An 18,332-nucleotide genomic window follows, 5' to 3' on the forward strand; every position below is an offset into this window, starting at 1 on the left:
CAAAAAAAAGGGGGCCGGCTGGATCGCCGGAAGGCCAGCGAGTTATCCCGGGCGGTGAGGGCAGCGTTCTGATGCCGCCCTCACCAAGGGCAAGATCCTCAAGCGGCCCGATCGACGTCAGCGACGTCCGAGAACGCGGCCCCGAACGCAGTGACGGTGACGTCCTCCACCGCCAGTGGCGGATGGGCGTAGGTGTCCCAGGTCTCGGAGAACTCGGCATGCCGGGAGAGCGCCTGTACGGTCTTCGGGTCGTGGTCGCCGGAGGCGCCGAGCATGCTGGTGTAGAAGTGCTTGAGGTCATGGAAGCGGGTCCGTTCCGGCAGTCCCGCCTGCACCACAGCCCTTCGCCATCTCCGATAAAAGTCGGCACGCAGGACAGGGCGGTCGAACCGATTGGTAACGATCAGGTCTTCGTCCGTCGGATCAGCTGAGGCGCGCTGATGCCCGCCGCGCCCCGCGTACGGAGCAGCGGATTCCGGCCCGGACCACTGCACCGCGTGCTCAGCCAGCCGTTCGATCAGGAATCGATCCACTGGCAGCGTGGCGTAGCTGGCTCTGGTCTTGAGGCGGACAGCCTTGCCATGCTGTCGCTGCTCCACGACGCGCAGCAGGCTTCGCTCCCACACCACCTGACCTCGCCTCAGTCCGAAGGCTTCGCCCTGACGCAGGCCGGCGCACGCTCCGAGCCAGATCAGGACCTCGTAGCGGGGCGCTACCTGGCGCATCGCCACTGCGACTGCTGCGACTTGTACGGGCGACAGCGCCACCTCGACCCGAGGTGTGACCTCCGGGAGCTCGATGCGCGCAACGATGTTGGGCGGGAGCGGGACGTCCTCATCGACCATGTAGTGCATGAGAATGCGCCAGGTCTTGAAGACCTGTCTGACCGTGCTGGGTGAATGGATTCCAGGCTTGTCGAGCAGATAGTCGACGAATGACACGGAATCCCGACGGCACAGGGTGTCGGCCCTCCGCTTTCCAGCGAACGGCAGAACGTGGTTGCGGAGATGACTTTCGTAGGCATCGGACGTATTGGCGTTCTTCTGTCGCTTGCGCCTCCTTTCAATCATCTGGGTCGCGAAGAATGCAACGCGCCTGCCCCCGATGGAACTTGATGATCTTTGACTGTCGATGTCTGCGAGCGCCCGCTCCAGGTGGTCGCGCGCTTCCTGCCATGTGACCAGGCAAGTTCGTCGCTCCTTGCCGGCAACATCGGTGTAGCGCGCTTGCCAGCGACGGCCTCGGCCGTGGTCCGCAGACGGATACAGCGGGCGCTTTCTGGTTCCGCACCGGCAGGGCTCGTCACCGCGTTCCGGTTTCGGATATCTCTTGTGCCAGCGATCGAATGGCTCGGTTGGCTTGCTCAAATTTTCCGCCCATAGATCGGTATTGCCTGCTACATCCTGAGTAAGTCGCTCGGCGCTCGCGCCGACGGGCGACCTGGTGTCCCGGGGGCGTCCGAGGTCCACCTCGGTGACGGGTGCCTTGTCGAGGCGTACCTCGCGCACGGTGCGTAAAGGCTCGGTTCGGACCAGCTGGAGCGATACTTTCCGCTACACGCAGTAGTTATGCACAGCTGTTCATGGTGCAGCTCGATAGTGTGACGGTCGAGTCACTGTGTGCCCAAAAGTCAATCGCTGCCGGATCCGCGACTTGTGTCTCTCGGCTTGCAAATCCGGCGTCTTCGAGAAGAGCACGGCTACAGCCTGGAACAGCTCGCCGAACGCAGTGGATTGAGCTTTCGCGGACTGATTTACATCGAGCACGGTCGGCGCAATCCGGGCGTGCTGACGATCCTGAGCATCACTTCCGGCCTGAACGTCGCGCCGGCCCGGTTGTTCGAAGGTGTCGTTGGGGCGACCGACGGGGCGGACACCGGGAATTGAGCGGCTCTCCTGCTTTATGGGACCGGCCGCGAGCGAGATGCTGCAAACCCGGTCCTGACGCATGGAACGGTGAGCCGCAAGGCGCTGCCGAATCCGGCATGGTGGGCCGCTGTCCCTGCTTCCGAGCTCGTCGGATCTACGCCCTCCCTGTCTGCTGCGGGTCTCGGCGCTCACGGAGCCGGACGGCCTGAGCCGGGTTCCAACTTGCTGCTGTTCCGTCGGGACCTGGGGGATTCTGGCTCCGCGCGGGCGAATGCCCGTTCTCGGCCAAAGTGTCATAAGTAAGTTTTCCGCCCGCTCGCTGCGCTCAGACTTCAGCCCGGGACGGGCGAGTGAATGCCCGGTTGACAGCTGGGGGGGATGGCTAGATGGCGGACGAGCCGACGGAGACCGCGTGGCGTATTCAGACAGCTGTGGCGGATTGGACGGCCAAGGCTGATTCGAAAGCGTCGTTCGCCCTGACGATGCAGTCCACGGCACTGGCTGTCCTGGGGCTGCTTGCGACGTCCAAGCGAGCCGCCGGTGATCTCGACTCCCCGGTGCCGCGGCTGTTGTTGTGGATCGGCGTCCTGTTCATGGTGGCCGGAGTCAGCTGCGCGGCTTGGGCGATCTCACCCAACCTCCGCAAGGAACGACGAGGGCCACAGCACGACGACGATTTCCTGTACTTCGGGCACGTCCGCCACATGGACCCCGCGGTACTGGAAGCGGCACTGCGGAACAAGGACCCGCTGTCGTCGCTGTCCCGGCAGGTGGTGGTGATGAGCGAGATCGCCTGGAACAAGCACCGCCGAGTGCAGTGGTCCCTGATGCTGGCCGTTGCCGGCTGCGCCGCCTTCGGCCTGGCAACCGTCATCGCATGACACACCAGGAGGGCACCACGATGAACTTCCGCTCCCTGGTATCCGCCGACGTATGGCGTGACTTGATCGAGCGCGGACGCCGCCGGACCTACCCGTCCAACGACGTGCTCCTCGCCCAGGGCGAGTCACCCGACTGCGTGATCGCACTGGTCGATGGCCTGGTCAAGGTCGTACAGAGCAACGAGTGCGGCGACGAGCTGACTCTGATGGTGCGTGGACCGGGCGAGGTCCTCGGGGAAATGGGCGCCTTGCTCGGTCGCCCACGCTCAGCCACCGTCACGGCGGCACGCCGCTGTACCGGAGTCGTTCTGCCCGCGCATGCCTTCCGCGGTTACGTGGAACGCCACCGCCTGGAGTCAGTCATCTACGAGCTGACCGTCGAACGGCTGCACAACCACGAACGCTTACGGGCGGACCTCGTGCATCTGCCCTGTACGCCACGCGTGGCCCGCGTGGTGAGCCACCTCGCGGACGAAGTCGGACGTCCCCAGGGGGAGATGGGCCTGCTGGTGGAACTGGGGATGCCTCGCGAGGAACTGGCCACCATGGCAGCCATGCGCCGCTCATCCGCGCTTGCGGCCCTGGCTGAGCTTCAGGCAGCCGGCATCCTCACACTCGGCCGCCGGCGCCTCGTCATCACAGACATGGATCGCCTCAGGGCAGTTGCCCGGGGCGAAGAGCCGCCCCGCGGCAAAAGCCGCAAGGACGCCACAGCCGCGATGTGACCCACCGCACCCCCGTACCGTCCAACGCTGGACTATTGCGCCCTCGCCTCTCCACGAGTGTGGCGTCCGCCGCGACTTACGCGGCGGCACACACCCCACGTGACGAGAGGAGCGGCACATGTTGCCGTCCTGGGAACCGTTGTGGCCCTACCGGGCCGTCCTGGCCGTGGACGCCCGCAACTTCAGTGCGCTGGACAGCAAGGGCATGCAGCAAGTGAACGCCGACATCCTGCCGTTGCTGTCCGAGGCTCTCAGTGCCAGCAACGTGAGCGCTCAGTGGCACCTGCGGGTGTTCGGCCAACATGCCGGAGACAGCTACGTCGCCGGCATGGACCCGGAGGTGCTGCCCGCGCTGGTGGGCTGCTTCCCCAGTGCCCTGAGGCAGGCGCTGGGCCGCCGCCGCGCGGATAGCCCCGCCAGCACGCCCCTGCAGCTCCGGGTCAGCATCCATGTCGGCCCGCTGCCGCACAGCGGACTGGGCGTACCGATGGTGCACACCCACCGGCTCCTGGACGACGATGCACTGCGCACCCTGCTGAACCGTGCGAACCCGGAGATCACCAACACCGCAGTGATCATTTCGCAACGCGTCTACGAGGACGTTTTCGAGAGCGGCTGCGTCAACGGCGACGTCCTGCCCAACCAGTTCATGCGCCACCTGGTGAAGGTGAAGAAGTTCCAGCAGCCGGCCTATGTCCACATCCCCGGCTTCGATTGGCGACTCGCGGACCCCGACATCTTCGAACCCCTCGACACCACGGACGCGCCCGCAGAGCCGCCGGTCCCGGCACACGGAGCATCCCCTCAGCCGGCTTCCACGGCCCCGGGCACGGTGAGCTTCAGCCACACGGGCGAGCACGGCATCCAGGCATACAACCACTTCGGCTCTGGGCGGGGGCAGTGATGATCGACAACGAGCAGGGCCAGCAAGAAGGCGCGGAGACCACATTCCCGATGGCGGAGCCACCGTCAGCGCAGCGCACCGAGCCGACCGCGCCCGCAGGCTCTCCTCCACCGTCAGAAGGCGGCGAGCCGAACGGCCAGCCGCAGTCCCGCTCAGTGAGCTTCAGTCACTCTGGTGAGCACGGCATCCAGGCCTACAACCTGCACCTCAACGGTGAGCAGGTCATCCCCGTCCCCATCACCGAGACCGACCCGGCCTACAAGGCGAGCCAGGAGGGCCGGTTTGTTCCACCGCGGACCGCACAACCCTGGGTAGCTGCCTCGAAGCACTTGGACGAGTACGGCATCGTCGTCCTGTGCGCACCCCCCGGCACCGGCCGCCGCACTGCCGCGGTACGCCTGCTGCGCACCGCGACGAACAGCCCGCTGGCCCTGTTCGAACTCGACCCGGAGTGGTCCAAACCGTCGGTGCAGCCGCTGCCGCAAGACAGTGCGGCCGGATACGTCCTCGATCTCTCCGATCTCCCCGAGGAACCCGAGGAACACCTGGGCAGTGGCCTCGTCCGCCACGGGGAGGACCTCCGCAAGAAGGGCTGCTTCCTCGTCATCCTGGCCACCCCCGCGGACTGGTTCGGCCACTGGGCCGAACCCACCTTGCCGTTCACCGTCCGCCTGGAATCACCCGACGCGAAGGCACTCGTGACGGCGGAACTCACCGCCCACCGCCGAGGCGAGCGGGTGACCTGGCTGAACGAAACCGCCTTCACCGGCATCTGGGAGGCCAATCCGTCCGCGCGCGCGGCGTGGCTTCTGGCCGGAAAGCTCATCCAGGCGTCGGGCCCCGAACAGATCCCGGACATCATCATCGAGTTCGGCGACTGGCACACCGACGTCGAAAGGCTCCTGCGCAAAGACCGGACCCATCAGAGCGACGCCCAACTGCTGTCCATCCGGGTCACGGTCTGGGCCGGTGCCCTCCTGCACGGAGGACAACGCAGTTCCGTCATCCGTGCAGCCGACGACCTCCTGACCCGACTGGGACTTGCCCGCACCCCTGCCAACGTCCTGACGGACGCCACGACCTCAAGCCGGTTGACCGCCGCACAAATCACCAGCAACGGAAACCTGGCCCTCCACGACGAGAAGAAGGACGGCCTGCCCTCGGCCATCCTGCGGCACCTGTGGGACGAGTTCCCCACCCAGCATGAGTTGCTTCGGTCCTGGGCCACTGGCATCGCCGCGGACCGGATCATCCCGGAAGACGATGCCCGCCTGGTCGCCAAGGCCCTGCTGCGCCTCGCGGTGGACCGCCACGACCGGACCATCCTTGACGGCCTGGCCGACGGCCTCGTCGGCGCCCGACGCTGGCTGGCTGTGGAGGCGCTGACCGAAGCCGCCGGTGATGCCGAACTCGGTCGCTACGTCAGGGACCGTCTGCGTACGTGGATGGATGCCAGGAGCCCGTCCGAGTCCAAGGTCGAGCTCGTCATCGAGATCTGCGGCGGTACCTGGGGTGTTGAGTACCCAGCGCTCGCCCTGACGAGGCTGGGCAAGGCGGCAGGCCGCGCCGGCTACGGTTCCGTCACCCTGGCCAACGCCTTCCGCGAGCTGACCGTGCACCGGCCGGCGGAGGTACTCAAGGCCATCGATCAATGGCTCAGCGACATGGAACGCCGCCCGGCGGATGCGAACCTGCGCCGACAGACCCTCGGCGCCTTCCTGGCCCTCGTCTCCAGCAGCGAGGGAACGGACCTGATCCTCAACACCGATAGCCCCGAGACCCGACTGCGCATCGTCCACGCGTGGCAGAGCCTGCTGCTGACCGATGACGCCGTGGACGTGGCCCTCTCGCAACTGAAGCAGTGGCACCAGCGCTTCGAGGACGACCCCGAGCGCAGGGAGCAGCTGCTGGACGTGCTCGCCGACATCCTTACCCCGCCGAGCCTGCGCCCCCGTCTGGATCGCCTCATGGTGACGGAGGAAGCGGCCATCCACCCGTTCTGGACGGACGTCCTCGTGCAAGCAGTCAACCGCTACGAGGCTTCCAAGGAGGCATCGTCTCCTTGAGCCAAGGACCTGCCCCCTGGTGGAGCAGGCGGCGCTGCCGGATCAGATCGCAGTGGCCCACCTCGCTGCCCGGTATCCGTTTCTGCGCCCGCGGCACCCTCACCTACCAGGCCCCCGCCCACATCAGAGCCAACGGCACCGCTTCCGCCCGAGCCGCAGCACGACTTGCCCTGGACAAACTCGGACGCGGCATCACCCAAGATCACCGTCCTGAACAGCTCGACACCGCACAGGAGAACCTCACGCTCGCGGCTGCCCACTGGCACACCACCGAGGACGCCCCGGGACTCTGGCTGAAAGCACGCATCACCCTGATGCTCACCGAGCAGGACGCCGGCCGGGCACAGAGATTCCAGGACGCGTTGCGTGACGTGACACTTCAGCTCGAACAGGAGCAGGAGCGCCGCGACTTGTTCCGCCAGGCAGTCTTCAACACCCCGGACACCACACGGATGTGGTGGCTCGAACGCCACCTGGACCAGCTGGAGACCCTCGACTGGGGCGACTTCAACGAGAAGATCCTCCCGCTGGTCGGTGCAGCGGACGACATCCAGTCCAAGGCCGAACGCATCGCCCGAACAGTCCTGTACGTCTGGGAGAAGCTGGGCAACGACCCCGGACAGCACGCACGATTCACCACCACCGTGCGCACCGTCGCAGAACAGATGGGATGGACCGATGCCCCCTGGGCAGCGTCGGACGACCCGGCCACCACCGACGCACCTGGTAGCAGTGGCGACACGGGCACGTCCGACCCCCTCGCCGGGACGGGCGCAGGACGATGAAACTGATCGCCCTGCGCTGGCTGCTCGACCCGGCAACCAGCCTCCTGGCCCTGCGGTTACGTGCTCAAGAACCCCGCCGCATGTCCTACGACGCGGCCTGGCGGCTCGCACGGGTGACACGGCATCCCGACGAAATGGTGTACCGCCACCACGGACACCTCGCCGAAGATCCCGGCGACGAAATGCAATGAGCGGAGCCCTCCTAACCAAGTGTTCCGCTGGGATCCGGGTCCGGTGCCGCTCCCTCGACGGGGAAGCGGCACCAAGAACGGGCAGGATCGGTCGATTGAGCTGAGGAAGCACTTCAGAGAATCGTGACATCCGAGCCTATTGTCGCGGATGAGACTCTGATCCTCGCGAGCGAGGAACTCTTCTTCAAAACGGCGGCCAGCGCATCCAGTCAGTGGGACTGTGAACGGCTCTCAGGCTCCCTGGACGGGCGTCCCGGGTTCGGGCGGGCTGGGCGTGCTTGTTCTCAGACTGGCCGCGCTGGTGCCGTTGCACTTGTGCTCTCTGCTCAACGCAATCGGCACCCCAAGCGCCTCAAGAGGGCTCAGAGTCATCTTGGTCTTCTGCGGGCGAATGGCGGAGCGCTCTTCGAGCCTTCCGCCATTCGCGGGCAAGCTCAGGAATCTGGCGCAGGAGCCCCGTCGCCAGCATGATGACGAGGCCGAGCAGGCTAAAGCCCTCGACGAAGAAGCGAGTGAATGAGTACCACTCCACCGGTTGGAGCGCCTTTCTCTCTTTGGCGGTCAAACCGGTGCTGGGCAGCCTCAGTTCGACCGGCGAATTCGCGGTCATGACTGAGAGACTGCCGACGCTTAGCAAAATCCTCTGAGCGGTGTCAGCGCCTACCGACGACGATCCTCCTCGCGGCTATGTCCCTGGTTGGTTCGGAGCGTTGGGGATTCCCGGGGGACTAGTCATCAGCTCTGCGTCTTGGAAGCTAACGCCTGGTCTGGGCCCAGGTGGCACGGGTTGCTCTCCCGCACCCCTAAGGGCTTCGCCTGGACATGCACCGATTCCCGCCGGGCGTGATCCAAGTGAAGAGCCTTAGTGCCCACCATGTTACTCAAGTAAGCGTCGCGCGGAGCGACTTGAAGGCAAGTCGTGCGTGCTGCTTCGCCGACGGTGACCACCCAGGGGAGAACCCCGCCCCGCAGCACGTCGGAGGCAACGGCTACTGCCTGCTAGCTCCGGGCGGTTGCTCGATGAGCGCATGCGGCGGATGGCTCCGCCAAGCGCCAACAGCAACCCACGGCTAGTGACGTGGGGAATGCCCAGGAGAGAGAGGGTGCACACAGCCGGGGCAGCCAACCATGTGGTCCACACCCGGTCCCTGTCTCAGCCCTGTGGAGGGTGCAGCGCGAGTTGTACCATGAGCGCGGTCTTTTCCGACCATGCAGGCGCTAGCCATCGCCAGTAGTCGGGGACCGTAGACCTGTCTGCCCTTACTACCCACTGTCAGGTGCAGCGGCGAACTCGGCCATAGCCTCCATCTCAGCGACTCGGCCCTCAAACCGGGCGGTCGCAAGCTCGGCAATTTCACTCAGGTAGCCCGACCGCACGACGCCAGGTCGGCGCTGCCCAGCACCGACCTCTCCTCAGCTCGATCAGCTGGGGCGCCACGCTCATCACGGCGATGCCAAGGGCAAGTTGTGACTGCTGATAAAATTGCTGGTGAATGATCCTTAAGTAGCTTCTTGAGTCACCTACTTCGTGCGAGGCGTCATGGGAGTGGATCCCTCCGGCCGGCTCAGGCATTGCACTATTGAAGGCAACATTGCCTGGCGCCTCGTGACTCCGAATGGTGCGGCCGACCTTGTCGACCCAGCCGAGGTGCATGCCTCGTTCGATGAAGCCTTCCGGTTCCGCCAAGAGGACTTGCAGCGGGGCGTAGCTGGCTTGCGCGAGCCACAGCTTGGAGCCGTACATGCAGTTCTTGGGCACTGGGCGTCAAGGAGGCCTCAGCCCGCTACGGTCGTCATGCCTACGGGGACGGGCAAGACCGAGACTATGGTGGCCTTGTTGGTCGCCGGGCGAGTTGAGCGCCTTCTGGTGATCGTTCCTTCCGACGCCTTGCGGGACCAGGTGGCGAACAAGTTCGAGGGACTGGGGCTGCTACAAGCCTTCGGCAACGTCGCCGAGTCGGCACTCAAGCCGATCGTCGGACGGGTCAAACGCGGGATGCAAGACTCTGCACTGGCTCACGAGTTTGCGACGCACTGCAATGTGATCGTGGCGACGCCATCCGTCATGCAGCATTTCTCTCCAGCAGCACGGGATGCCCTGATCGAGACATGCACCCATCTGTTCGTGGATGAGGCCCACCATGTGACCGCACAGACTTGGCGCGAGATTCGCGATCAATTTGACGGGAAGCGCGTTGTCCAGTTCACGGCCACCCCGTTCCGCAGCGACGGAGCCGACCTCGGCGGCCGCTTCGTGTTCAGCTTCTCACTGAAGGACGCATACCAGCAGAAGTACTTCTCGAAGATCACATACGCTCCCGTGGTCGACCTGTTCGACCCGGACCGGGCCATTGCGCAGCGGGCCGTGGAACTGCTCCGCGAGGACCTGGCCGCTGGCTACGACCACCTCCTCATGGCTCGGGTCAAACGGATCGGCCGCGCCGAGGATGTCCTGCCGCTCTACCAGGAGCTCGCCCCCGACCTGAACCCTGTCATCCTGCACAGCAAAGGCCGCAAGACGGACCTTCAAGCCGCGCTGAATGCGCTGCATGACCGGAGCAGCAAGATCGTCGTCTGTGTCGACATGCTCGGCGAAGGTTTCGACCTGCCCTCGCTCAAGATCGCGGCAATCCATGACCAGCACAAGAGCCTGGGCATCACACTGCAGTTCATCGGCAGGTTCGCTCGCGTGACCGCTGGCACCTCGGTCGGGCCGGCAACCGTCGTCGTCAACCGCACCGAGACTCAGTTCGATGAGAACTTGAAGAAGCTGTATGCCGAGGACGCCGACTGGAATGACGTCATCGAGATCCTCTCCGCGCACGCGGTCGGCGAGCAGGAAGAACTCAGCGACTTCGAAGAGGCCTTCTCCAGCCTGCCCGAAGAGGTCTCACTCCGGAACATCGCACCGCGGATGAGCACCGTCGTCTATCGCACCAGCACTCTGCGATGGAAGCCCGAAGCACTCACGCCGTTCTTCGACGACCGGCTGCTCACCTACCCGGTTGCTATCAACGAACGAGACCGGGTCGCCTGGCTCGTGGCACGCGAGCGGAAGCCTGTCGTCTGGGGAACGGTGAAGAGCCTGGAGGACGTCTCGCACGACCTCTACATCCTGTACTGGGACAAGACACACGGGCTGCTCTACATCAACAGTTCCAACACCAGCAGTGTTCACGAAGAACTCGCCCAAGCAGTGGCCGGCACGGACGCCATCCGGATCAAGGGGTCAGTCGTCTACCGGATCATGGCGAAGATCCGGCGGTGCGTGCCCACCAACGTAGGCACCCTCGATGCCCGCAACCGCAGCCGCCGCTTTCAGCTCGCCGTCGGCGCCGACGTCCTCCTCGACTATCCCGAGGCCGAACGACGCAACAAGAGCCAGACCAACATTTTCGTCAGCGGCTACGAAGGCGGCGAGCGCGTCAACGTGGGCGCCTCACTGAAAGGGCGCGTCTGGAACTACGGCGTGGCACACAACCTCAAACGCTGGGTCGACTGGTGCGACGAAGTCGGCGCCAAACTCACCGATGAGACTGTCGATCCAGCAGACGTCCTCAAGGGGTTCATCATCCCCACCGAAATCGAGGAACGTCCTGAGCTCGTCCCGCTGGCCCTGGAGTGGCCGATCCAGTTCTTCCTCGACACCACCGAGAGCGTGGAAGTCAAGCGCGACAACTTCAGCTGGCCAGTGATCGACACCGACCTCACCATCACCACCTTCACCCGCGAAGGCCGGATCGGCTTCACCCTGCACACACCGCACTGGAGCGTCGACTACCAGATCATCATCTCGGACGGCCGCCTCAATTTCACATGCGAAGGTCCCGAACCAACAGTCGCGACGAGCCGCCAAACCCAGCCCTTCAGCGAATACTTGAACCAACACGGTCTACGGATCCTCTTCGAAGACGAGGCGATCCTGGAACCGGACATGCTCCTCATTCGCCCGTCAGGAACTGTGGCACCATTCAGCCCCGAACGGCTCCTGACCATCGACTGGACGGGCATCAACCTGCACAAGGAGTCCCAGGGCCCCGACCGCGACCCCACCTCCATCCAGGCACGGACCATTCAACACCTCCTTGGCGAGGCCGACTGGGACCTCGTCATCGACGACGACGGCGCCGGTGAAGTGGCAGACATCGTCGCCGCCCGCGTCGAGGGCAACCAACTTCATGTGAACCTCGTCCACTGCAAGTACTCGCACGGCGACGCCCCCGGTGCCCGAGTCATCGATCTGTACGAAGTATGCGGCCAGGTCCATAAATCCACTAAATGGAGGCACCGCCCAGGCCGTCTCTTCAACAACCTGATCCGCCGCGAAGGGAACCGCCGAGACCAAGGCAGGTCTGGACTGGAAAAGGGGACGGAGCAGACACTCTACGAACTCGCCCAACGTGCTCCGCTCCTGGAGCCGAAGTTCACGATCACCATCGTTCAGCCCGGTGTCTCCAAAGCCCGTGTTTCCGAAGACCAGCTCCATTTGCTCGCCTGCGCCGAGGTGTACGCGGTGGATACTGCCAACAGCGCCCTCCAGGTGATCGTCCATTCCTAACTGCGGGATCTAGCAGACCTCAAGGGCTGCAGGATTTCTTCAGCTGGGATCAGTGAGACGTGAAGGAGAGCCGGAGTCAGACAGGTCACTGCACACGGCGTAGTAGGAACCGCGTTAACAGCCTGGCCGTAGGAGGATCTTCCAGGCCTTCATGCAGTCGAAGGCCTACTCGACGCCGGCGCGGACCTTGGGTGGGAGGCATTAAGAGTGGAGATGGCTTGTTCGACCAGTCCCTGGACCTTGAGGTGCAGGGTCAGGCCCAAGTCAAATACCACGACATCCAGTGTGCCCGGTTCCCAGAAGACGATTTTGGACCGTAGCGAAACCTCGCGCGGCGACCTGCCCGGTTCCTTGTGAAAACTTCTCGTCAACGTCGCGCCGACCCCCCGCCGGTGGTCGGCGCGACCAAGTGAGTCAGATGAGTGATCCGGTGGTCAGTCGCATTCGGCGCTGATGGATGCCTATGTATCGCTGATCCAGTCGGTCGGGATCAAGGCCTTTCCTTGCCGCCAGTTCTCGACGACAGCGTCCCTGAACCATTGGTCTCGCAGATTTACATGGTCACACACGATGATCTGGAGGCCGCGACCGTTGTCCTCGACCACGTCACGCATGAGAGAGAAGTAGCTGCGCACTGCTTCCCAGTCCGCGTCCGTGAGTGCGTCGGCGTCATGAACTTCCTCCGGGAAGAACGCCTGGGTGGGCTGGTCGAACATGACGAAGTGCGGGACTGGGCGTCGATGCTTGAGCAAGAACGTGTGGATGGCCAGATGGGCGACGAGGTGGTAACCGATCCAGTTCTTGGCACTGCCAATCCGAGTCAGGGGGATACGGCCATTCTCGGTGCGAAGCACAACGTTCAAGAGAGAAAGGCTGATACGGACCTCTTCGGCATCAGCAGCGTGCTCCAGGTCTAGGTCGCGTCCCCACTGGGTCATGTCCTGGGCGATGCGGCTGAGGCGGCTTTCTGTCTCTGCTGCTACGTCATCAGCGTCTACAAGCTCCTGGAGATCAGCGACGCGTTCTCGCATGCGCGCCGCTTGACGACGTAGACCTGCCGCCTCCTGGGCTGGTTCGGCGGCTGATCGCTGCAACTCCTGGAGGATTCTCCCCTGGACATGCGCTCGACGCGCGCGCTGATCACTGAGTTGCTGCAAGCGTTGGTTGCTGGCTTGCAAGGTCGCGAGGGCTGATGCATTGGTTTGGAGGCTTCGCCGCACCTCCGCGATCTGTGCGTCAATCTCCTGCCGGTGACGAGTGCGTGTTGGCTGGACAGCCGCTGCGTCGTCAAGTTCGTTTCGAAGGTATCGCGTCAGAGTATTAAGCTGAGCGATATCAGGATCAGGCTCGGGCAGCTCTTGGTTACACAGCGGACATGTATCGGACTGTGCATCGGATTCGGTGTTGAGCAGCTGCAAGGAATTCAACCGACTGAGCTGCGTGTGTAGTTCCCCAGTGAGGTCCTGGCTCTGTTGCTGCCAGGTGTCGAGGAGGGCACGGGCTTCATTGAGATCCTGTAGCTGCTCACGAAGAGACTGGCGCTCGTTCGCCAGTCGTTCCTGTAGACCGTCGTCGCCGACTTCGGTGGCAATCGATGGATCAGTGACCGCGTCAGCCGCTTCTCGCAGAAGAGTGTCCAGCACGGCTGCACTGGGCGCGGTCGGGACGGTGGCGAGCATGCCCGCATCCTGGGCCAGTCGTGCCAGACCCAGCAGTTCTACACTGGCTGCCTCTTGATTCCGGTCGACGTCTTCAAGCTGTCGCTGGATCCGTCTCAACGACCTGTTTGCCTCCACCAGCTGTCGTTGACGGGCAGCCTGTTCCGGGCCGGCAGCACCCAGGAAGTACGGCAGTGTGTCCTTCATCATCTGCGCCATGCCCTGTTCGGACTGGCGATGAAAGAGGAGCTGCTGATTGGCAATCTCGGTCTGCTTCTGCAAGCAGAGATAGACGGCTTGAGCGACGGAAACGTTAAACGCATAACGCTCTGCCCCGGGAGGAGGCTCGAAACGGAAGTCGTCGATTCCCAGCCGGGCGCTCAGCTCCGTGCGTAGGCCATCGGTATCGGCATTGACGGTCATCCCATTCGCCGTAGGGAGCTTCAGAGTGTGGTCCCCGATGACCAGCATGGCCTTGTTCGTGGAGGCCCCTGAAGGGCGAGGACGTCCCAGAATTAGGCGTGTTGGGCCGATTTCTACGAGAAGCGCGTACCAACCTACAGTCTGAGTGATCACTCCCTCAGGAAGCGAGATCTGCTGTCGGCCGAGACAGTATTCGATGATGTCCAAAACGGCGGACTTGCCGGTCTCGGACTCTCCGGTGAGTACGTTAAGGGCGCCAGGCTTGAAGTCGATGGTGCGAGGATCGGGCCTGCCATCACGATGATAGAGGCCAAGGGAAAGCAAGTGCATACTGAAGCGGCTTCCTTCAAGCTAGGGGCGAAGGCCAAGTAGAGTGAACGCGGTAGCCGGGTTCATGGAAGCCAACCACCGCCCGACCAGGGCCGCCTTACGAGTGCACTCGACAAGCTCGACGCCATGAACGGACTCATTGGGACGGCGCGGCTGACTTTCCACGACCAGACCACCGGAGCGAACGACGAAAGCTCCGTGTCGAATGCCGAAGCGCTCAGCGGTGCGGGTGTACTCGGTCAATGACACGGCTCGGCGTGGAAACGAGGCGCGGAGCACCGGGTTATCGGCGAGCCACCCGGACAGGGGTGTGCGGACGTCACGCGGCAGAGCTGAACGAGTATCTGGCGGTAGCACAAGAGGCAAAACGAGAAAACTACTTGGAAAAGGAAGAGGAAGGCTTGGGCTGGCGGCCATATGAGCAGCGACACAGTGCGCCAGCACGAACGCGCCGAAGGCCGGATTGAACAGAGCCGCAACTTCGGGAAGTTGGCGCGTCAGCGGTGTCGACATGGACTAGTCCTCCGCATCCGCTGTCGCGATGAGATCCTGGAGGAGATCCTCGAATGAAGGATGCCAACCAACAGGGTCGGGATCCTTGAGTGCAAGGTCCGCCAGCGCGTGCAGCGTTCCCCGGGACACCCATCGCTTATCGACGCCAGGGCGCAGTCGGATCCCCTCGGCGGCAGCCATGGCCCTGTCCAGGATCTCATTTCCTGCTGCGACTGCATCCCCGGCATAGGAGCCTGCTTCCACCGCATCCGCGTACTTGGAGAACACACGCTCCCATTCACGGCGGAGATCTGACTCGAACTGCTTGAGCTCGTCTTGATCCACATAGTGATGGCGCAACCACCGAGCCCGGTGCGCCCAGGCATGGTGATATTCGCCGAGGTGAAAGCGGACAGAACGCCTGCCCAGCTTCAGGATACGCAGCTGGGTAACGAAGACTCGATCCTGATACTGCGCGAGCTCATCCTCCGTCAACCGCTCAAGGCGGTCGTCAAAGGGCAAGTAGGTTTGTGCGTACTTGCTCAGCACATAGTCGATCTTCGTGCGGAGCTCCTCCGCGCTTACCGAGGTTCGAGGGGAGCCCGAGCGGTCAAGCATCTCCTTCGATACCCCCCACCACCAGCCCTTCAACTCAGCGAGAATGTCTTGGCCTTGGCTTTCATGTGTCTTCCATACGCCGATCACTTCACGGAGCTTAGAGTCCACCTCTGACACTCGGGGGGCCAGATCGTCGACGACGACCTGGCCGACCAGGGCCTCTCTCGTCACAGGAGTGCAGCGCAGGAAGCGTTCCCGCCAGGCGCGCGTCGACTTGGGGCCCTCCGAGTCGCCAGCAAGCGTTTCCAGAGCACGCAAGGCCGAAGGGACGTCGCGAACACTGCTGTCCGCACGCAGCTTCTCCAACAGGCTGCCGGACGACACGCTTTGGGTCGTCACCAGACGGAGGAGTGGTAGCGGACCATCGCCGATCAACTCCAGGGCATCGCACCAGGAATTGATCGAGCGCCAGAGGTCGGCACTGGTGGGGCCGAGCTCGCCCTGGCCACCGTGATGCTTGGACTGAACCAACTCCACTGGCACATCGCCGTGGAGGATGTCAATGTCGTCGAGCATCTCCATGCGTAGCTCGGCTTCCGGCTCCTTGAACCACTGCCTGGCCAACTCCACCAGCGCCCACTCGCATTGGTAGAGGTAGCCCAGCATCTGGCCGGCTGCTGAATGAGGCATTTTCTCTGTCACGATGGCCGACACTGTAGGGAGATCGGTCCAGGCTGATCAATAGCTACCCATGTGATCGCACGAAAGTGTGAATTGGCATGCATCTGACGCTCGGCGTGGTGGCAACAGGGTATTGGCCAGCTGGTCGAGCCCCACGGGACGGCAGCCGATGGCGGGGAGGGCTCGAGGCGAACGGCGGCCTTGGGACGAACATCGCTCGGGGTAGCAAGCGGCCGCACTCATCATGATGCTCCCGCCGCGGATGGGGTGAGATCGGGTGGGTAGCCCCTGGCCCGTAGGAAAGCATCGAGCGCGAGGGCGACGATGTCGCCGTGCTGGATGCCGTAGTCCGCATGGTAGCGGCGAATGCGCCGCTGAAGTTGCAGAGCATCGGGGACGGCATAGTTGATCTGTCCTCGACTGGTGTAACGGCTGTTGATGATCCCCAAGGTGTCGGGATGCGAGGCCAATGGGTCGTCGGTGGAGTCGGATAGCGTTTCGATGGCGTCAGCTACGGCGCGCAGCTGACGGGCGTGGTGCGAGAGATCGGGCACTGAGGGCTCCAGTCAAATCCCCCAAGCGACTAGCTAGCCGCCTAGAGGACTAGTGGAATAGTCGTGAGGACGGGCGGCCGCGAACGAGCTGAGCGCTCGCGGCCACCCAGGGGACGCGCGCGTTAGAAGCCGCGGGTGGTGAGCCACTCGTCCAGCGCGACCGAGACGATGTCGCCGATCGGCAGGTGGTCGAGTTCGTTGTCCAGCGCGAAGCGCTTGATCCGCTTCTTCAGCCTCAGGGCGGCGGGGACCGACGAGTCGAGACTCTCGCGCGCGATGATGCGCTGGTTGAGAACGACGGCGGCATCGGGAACGTCCTTGGGCCGACCGGGACCGTGAGCGTACGGCGTTCCCTCACTCGGCGACTCCTGCGCTCGCACGGCCTGTTCCCGGTGAGGCCCCGGGACATCGGTCCTCACCGGGAATGCCGTACCGCCTGCCATCGGAGGAACTTCCGGGCGAACGGCAACCTCGGTCGTCGGGACCGCACCAGAAGCCACGACCGTGGAGTGGGACGGATCGTGCTGCGCCACAGGTTCGGCTGAATGCATGGGCTGGATCCCGGGTACTGCGCGTTCGGGGGCCAGGACTGCGAGCGGCTCCTGCCGGAGGTCGCTCGGCGCGACCTCAACGGTCAGCTGTGCGGCAGGCTGCGCCACTTCGGGTGCTGCCTCGGGCCGGTCGTCCGCTGACCCCTCGGTGGGAACGTTGGAAGGGACGGTCTGAACCTCCTGCTCGCCAGTGGTACGACCGTCTTCGCCCTGGCGAGCGGCCTGTTCAGCAGCGAACTGCTCGGGCGTGAGCTCGGCGGCAGGCGGCGGGGTCGCCTTCTTCGCCCCGCCCAGGGCACGACCTCCCGTGCGGCGGGCCGGCGGCTTCGGCCTCTCGTTCTTCTCGCTCATGCCTGGGTCAGCTCCTTCATCAGGTTGGCGTACTCGCTCAGTTCGGTCGGGACCTCGCCGAAGGCCTCCATGTAGTGCACCCAGGAGTGGATGGTGGTCTCGGCGAGCGGGAACGGTTCGTCGCGGTCCGGGCCGATGCCCTCACCTGCGGCGGGCTCCAGAAGCTGCTCCTTCGCCCGGCTGGGCAGGCTGGTGCGGTCGTCGGCCTTGACCATGACCACGTGGGCGGTGACACCCTGTTCGTTGCGGGCTGCGGCGCGCTCGGCCTCGTCGAAGGTGGCCACGAGCTTGCGGCGCTCGATCTTGGTGGGGGCGACCGGCACGAGCAGCAGGTTCGCCTCGGTAACGGCCTCGTGGAAGATCCGGGCGCTGCCGCCGCCGGCGTCGACCACGATCGCGCCGAACTCGGCACGCTTGGTGCGGATGTACTCGGCGATGTCGTCGAACGGGTACCGCTCGACCACCAGGTTGGCGGGGATGTCGAAGCCCTCGGCCTGGGCGACCTTGAACCAGTCGTAGGCGGATTGGCTGGTCGCGTCGGCGTCCAGCAGCAGCGTCGGCAGGTTGAGGACGATGGCGTAGTAGAGGGCGATGAACCAGGCGGAGGTGGTCTTGCCGGTGCCGCCCTTGAGCATGCCGACAACGATGACGAAGGCGTCCCAGGCGCTGGCCGCGGCCGCGGCCGCGGCCAGGGTCTTGGTACGGGTGTTCTCACTCACGTGTGCTTGATCTCCAGAATCGGGAAGGGTGCGTTGA

General features: G+C 64.2%; 18 protein-coding genes. 9 read left to right on the forward strand and 9 right to left on the reverse strand.

The genetic code is table 11. The features are described from left to right. Positions 1-98 precede the first annotated feature (98 nt). The gene (locus AB0D34_RS13210; protein WP_362660877.1) at positions 99-1,508 is read right to left on the reverse strand and encodes a site-specific integrase; all 1,410 of its coding nucleotides are present in this window, start codon (positions 1,506-1,508) and stop codon (positions 99-101) included. A 111-nt stretch (positions 1,509-1,619) separates the two neighbouring features. On the opposite strand from AB0D34_RS13210, the gene AB0D34_RS13215 reads away from it, so the two are divergent. The 7 genes from AB0D34_RS13215 (at position 1,620) to AB0D34_RS13245 (ending at position 7,420) form a co-directional block, all read left to right on the forward strand. After that, positions 1,620-1,886, forward strand: a complete 267-nt coding sequence (locus AB0D34_RS13215) for a helix-turn-helix transcriptional regulator (protein ID WP_362660879.1) — start codon at positions 1,620-1,622, stop codon at positions 1,884-1,886. 368 nt (positions 1,887-2,254) lie between these two features. Next, the gene (locus AB0D34_RS13220) at positions 2,255-2,749 is read left to right on the forward strand and encodes a Pycsar system effector family protein (RefSeq protein ID WP_362660881.1); all 495 of its coding nucleotides are present in this window, start codon (positions 2,255-2,257) and stop codon (positions 2,747-2,749) included. Beyond that, complete coding sequence (locus AB0D34_RS13225) at positions 2,746-3,474, forward strand: Crp/Fnr family transcriptional regulator (RefSeq protein WP_362660883.1); 729 nt, start codon at positions 2,746-2,748, stop codon at positions 3,472-3,474. Before AB0D34_RS13220 ends, AB0D34_RS13225 begins: the two co-directional genes overlap by 4 nt. Before the next feature lie 118 nt (positions 3,475-3,592). Next, on the forward strand, positions 3,593-4,378 hold the full coding sequence (locus tag AB0D34_RS13230; protein WP_362660885.1) for a hypothetical protein: 786 nt from the start codon (positions 3,593-3,595) through the stop codon (positions 4,376-4,378). 155 nt (positions 4,379-4,533) lie between these two features. Beyond that, on the forward strand, positions 4,534-6,444 hold the full coding sequence (locus AB0D34_RS13235) for a hypothetical protein (RefSeq protein WP_362660887.1): 1,911 nt from the start codon (positions 4,534-4,536) through the stop codon (positions 6,442-6,444). Then, positions 6,441-7,229 carry a hypothetical protein gene (locus tag AB0D34_RS13240; protein WP_362660888.1) on the forward strand — a complete coding sequence of 263 codons (789 nt, stop codon included), beginning with the start codon at positions 6,441-6,443 and terminating at the stop codon, positions 7,227-7,229. The genes AB0D34_RS13235 and AB0D34_RS13240 overlap by 4 nt, the downstream gene beginning before the upstream one ends. Continuing rightward, on the forward strand, positions 7,226-7,420 hold the full coding sequence (locus tag AB0D34_RS13245) for a hypothetical protein (protein ID WP_327667340.1): 195 nt from the start codon (positions 7,226-7,228) through the stop codon (positions 7,418-7,420). Before AB0D34_RS13240 ends, AB0D34_RS13245 begins: the two co-directional genes overlap by 4 nt. Positions 7,421-7,772: 352 nt before the next feature. Here the strand turns inward: AB0D34_RS13245 and AB0D34_RS13250 are convergent, their stop codons facing one another. After that, a complete protein-coding gene (locus AB0D34_RS13250; RefSeq protein ID WP_362660890.1) occupies positions 7,773-8,030 on the reverse strand; it encodes a hypothetical protein in 258 nt (85 codons plus the stop codon). A 744-nt stretch (positions 8,031-8,774) separates the two neighbouring features. Then, complete coding sequence (locus tag AB0D34_RS13255; RefSeq protein WP_362661027.1) at positions 8,775-9,164, reverse strand: hypothetical protein; 390 nt, start codon at positions 9,162-9,164, stop codon at positions 8,775-8,777. Here AB0D34_RS13255 and AB0D34_RS13260 point away from each other — a divergent pair. Continuing rightward, positions 9,069-11,978 carry a DEAD/DEAH box helicase family protein gene (locus tag AB0D34_RS13260; protein ID WP_362661017.1) on the forward strand — a complete coding sequence of 970 codons (2,910 nt, stop codon included), beginning with the start codon at positions 9,069-9,071 and terminating at the stop codon, positions 11,976-11,978. The genes AB0D34_RS13255 and AB0D34_RS13260 overlap by 96 nt on opposite strands. A gap of 461 nt (positions 11,979-12,439) precedes the next feature. Here the strand turns inward: AB0D34_RS13260 and AB0D34_RS13265 are convergent, their stop codons facing one another. From AB0D34_RS13265 to AB0D34_RS13285, 5 genes are all read right to left on the reverse strand, one after another. Continuing rightward, on the reverse strand, positions 12,440-14,389 hold the full coding sequence (locus tag AB0D34_RS13265; protein WP_362660892.1) for a DUF3732 domain-containing protein: 1,950 nt from the start codon (positions 14,387-14,389) through the stop codon (positions 12,440-12,442). Between the two features lie 21 nt (positions 14,390-14,410). Beyond that, complete coding sequence (locus tag AB0D34_RS13270; RefSeq protein WP_362660893.1) at positions 14,411-14,902, reverse strand: three component ABC system middle component; 492 nt, start codon at positions 14,900-14,902, stop codon at positions 14,411-14,413. 3 nt (positions 14,903-14,905) lie between these two features. Then, complete coding sequence (locus tag AB0D34_RS13275) at positions 14,906-16,141, reverse strand: ABC-three component system protein (protein WP_362660895.1); 1,236 nt, start codon at positions 16,139-16,141, stop codon at positions 14,906-14,908. Positions 16,142-16,362: 221 nt separating this feature from the next. Then, positions 16,363-16,674 carry a hypothetical protein gene (locus AB0D34_RS13280; RefSeq protein WP_362660896.1) on the reverse strand — a complete coding sequence of 104 codons (312 nt, stop codon included), beginning with the start codon at positions 16,672-16,674 and terminating at the stop codon, positions 16,363-16,365. 122 nt (positions 16,675-16,796) lie between these two features. Beyond that, positions 16,797-17,054: a hypothetical protein gene (locus AB0D34_RS13285; protein WP_362660898.1), complete on the reverse strand. Its 258-nt coding sequence runs from the start codon at positions 17,052-17,054 to the stop codon at positions 16,797-16,799. A 165-nt stretch (positions 17,055-17,219) separates the two neighbouring features. On the opposite strand from AB0D34_RS13285, the gene AB0D34_RS13290 reads away from it, so the two are divergent. Continuing rightward, positions 17,220-17,366, forward strand: coding sequence for a hypothetical protein (locus AB0D34_RS13290; protein ID WP_362660900.1), 147 nt, complete (start codon positions 17,220-17,222; stop codon positions 17,364-17,366). 206 nt (positions 17,367-17,572) lie between these two features. Here the strand turns inward: AB0D34_RS13290 and AB0D34_RS13295 are convergent, their stop codons facing one another. Next, a complete protein-coding gene (locus AB0D34_RS13295) occupies positions 17,573-18,295 on the reverse strand; it encodes a ParA family protein (protein WP_362660902.1) in 723 nt (240 codons plus the stop codon). Between the last annotated feature and the right edge of the window lie 37 nt (positions 18,296-18,332).

Origin of the sequence: Streptomyces sp. NPDC048420 (assembly GCF_040651535.1) — a bacterium.
Lineage (GTDB): Bacteria > Actinomycetota > Actinomycetes > Streptomycetales > Streptomycetaceae > Streptomyces.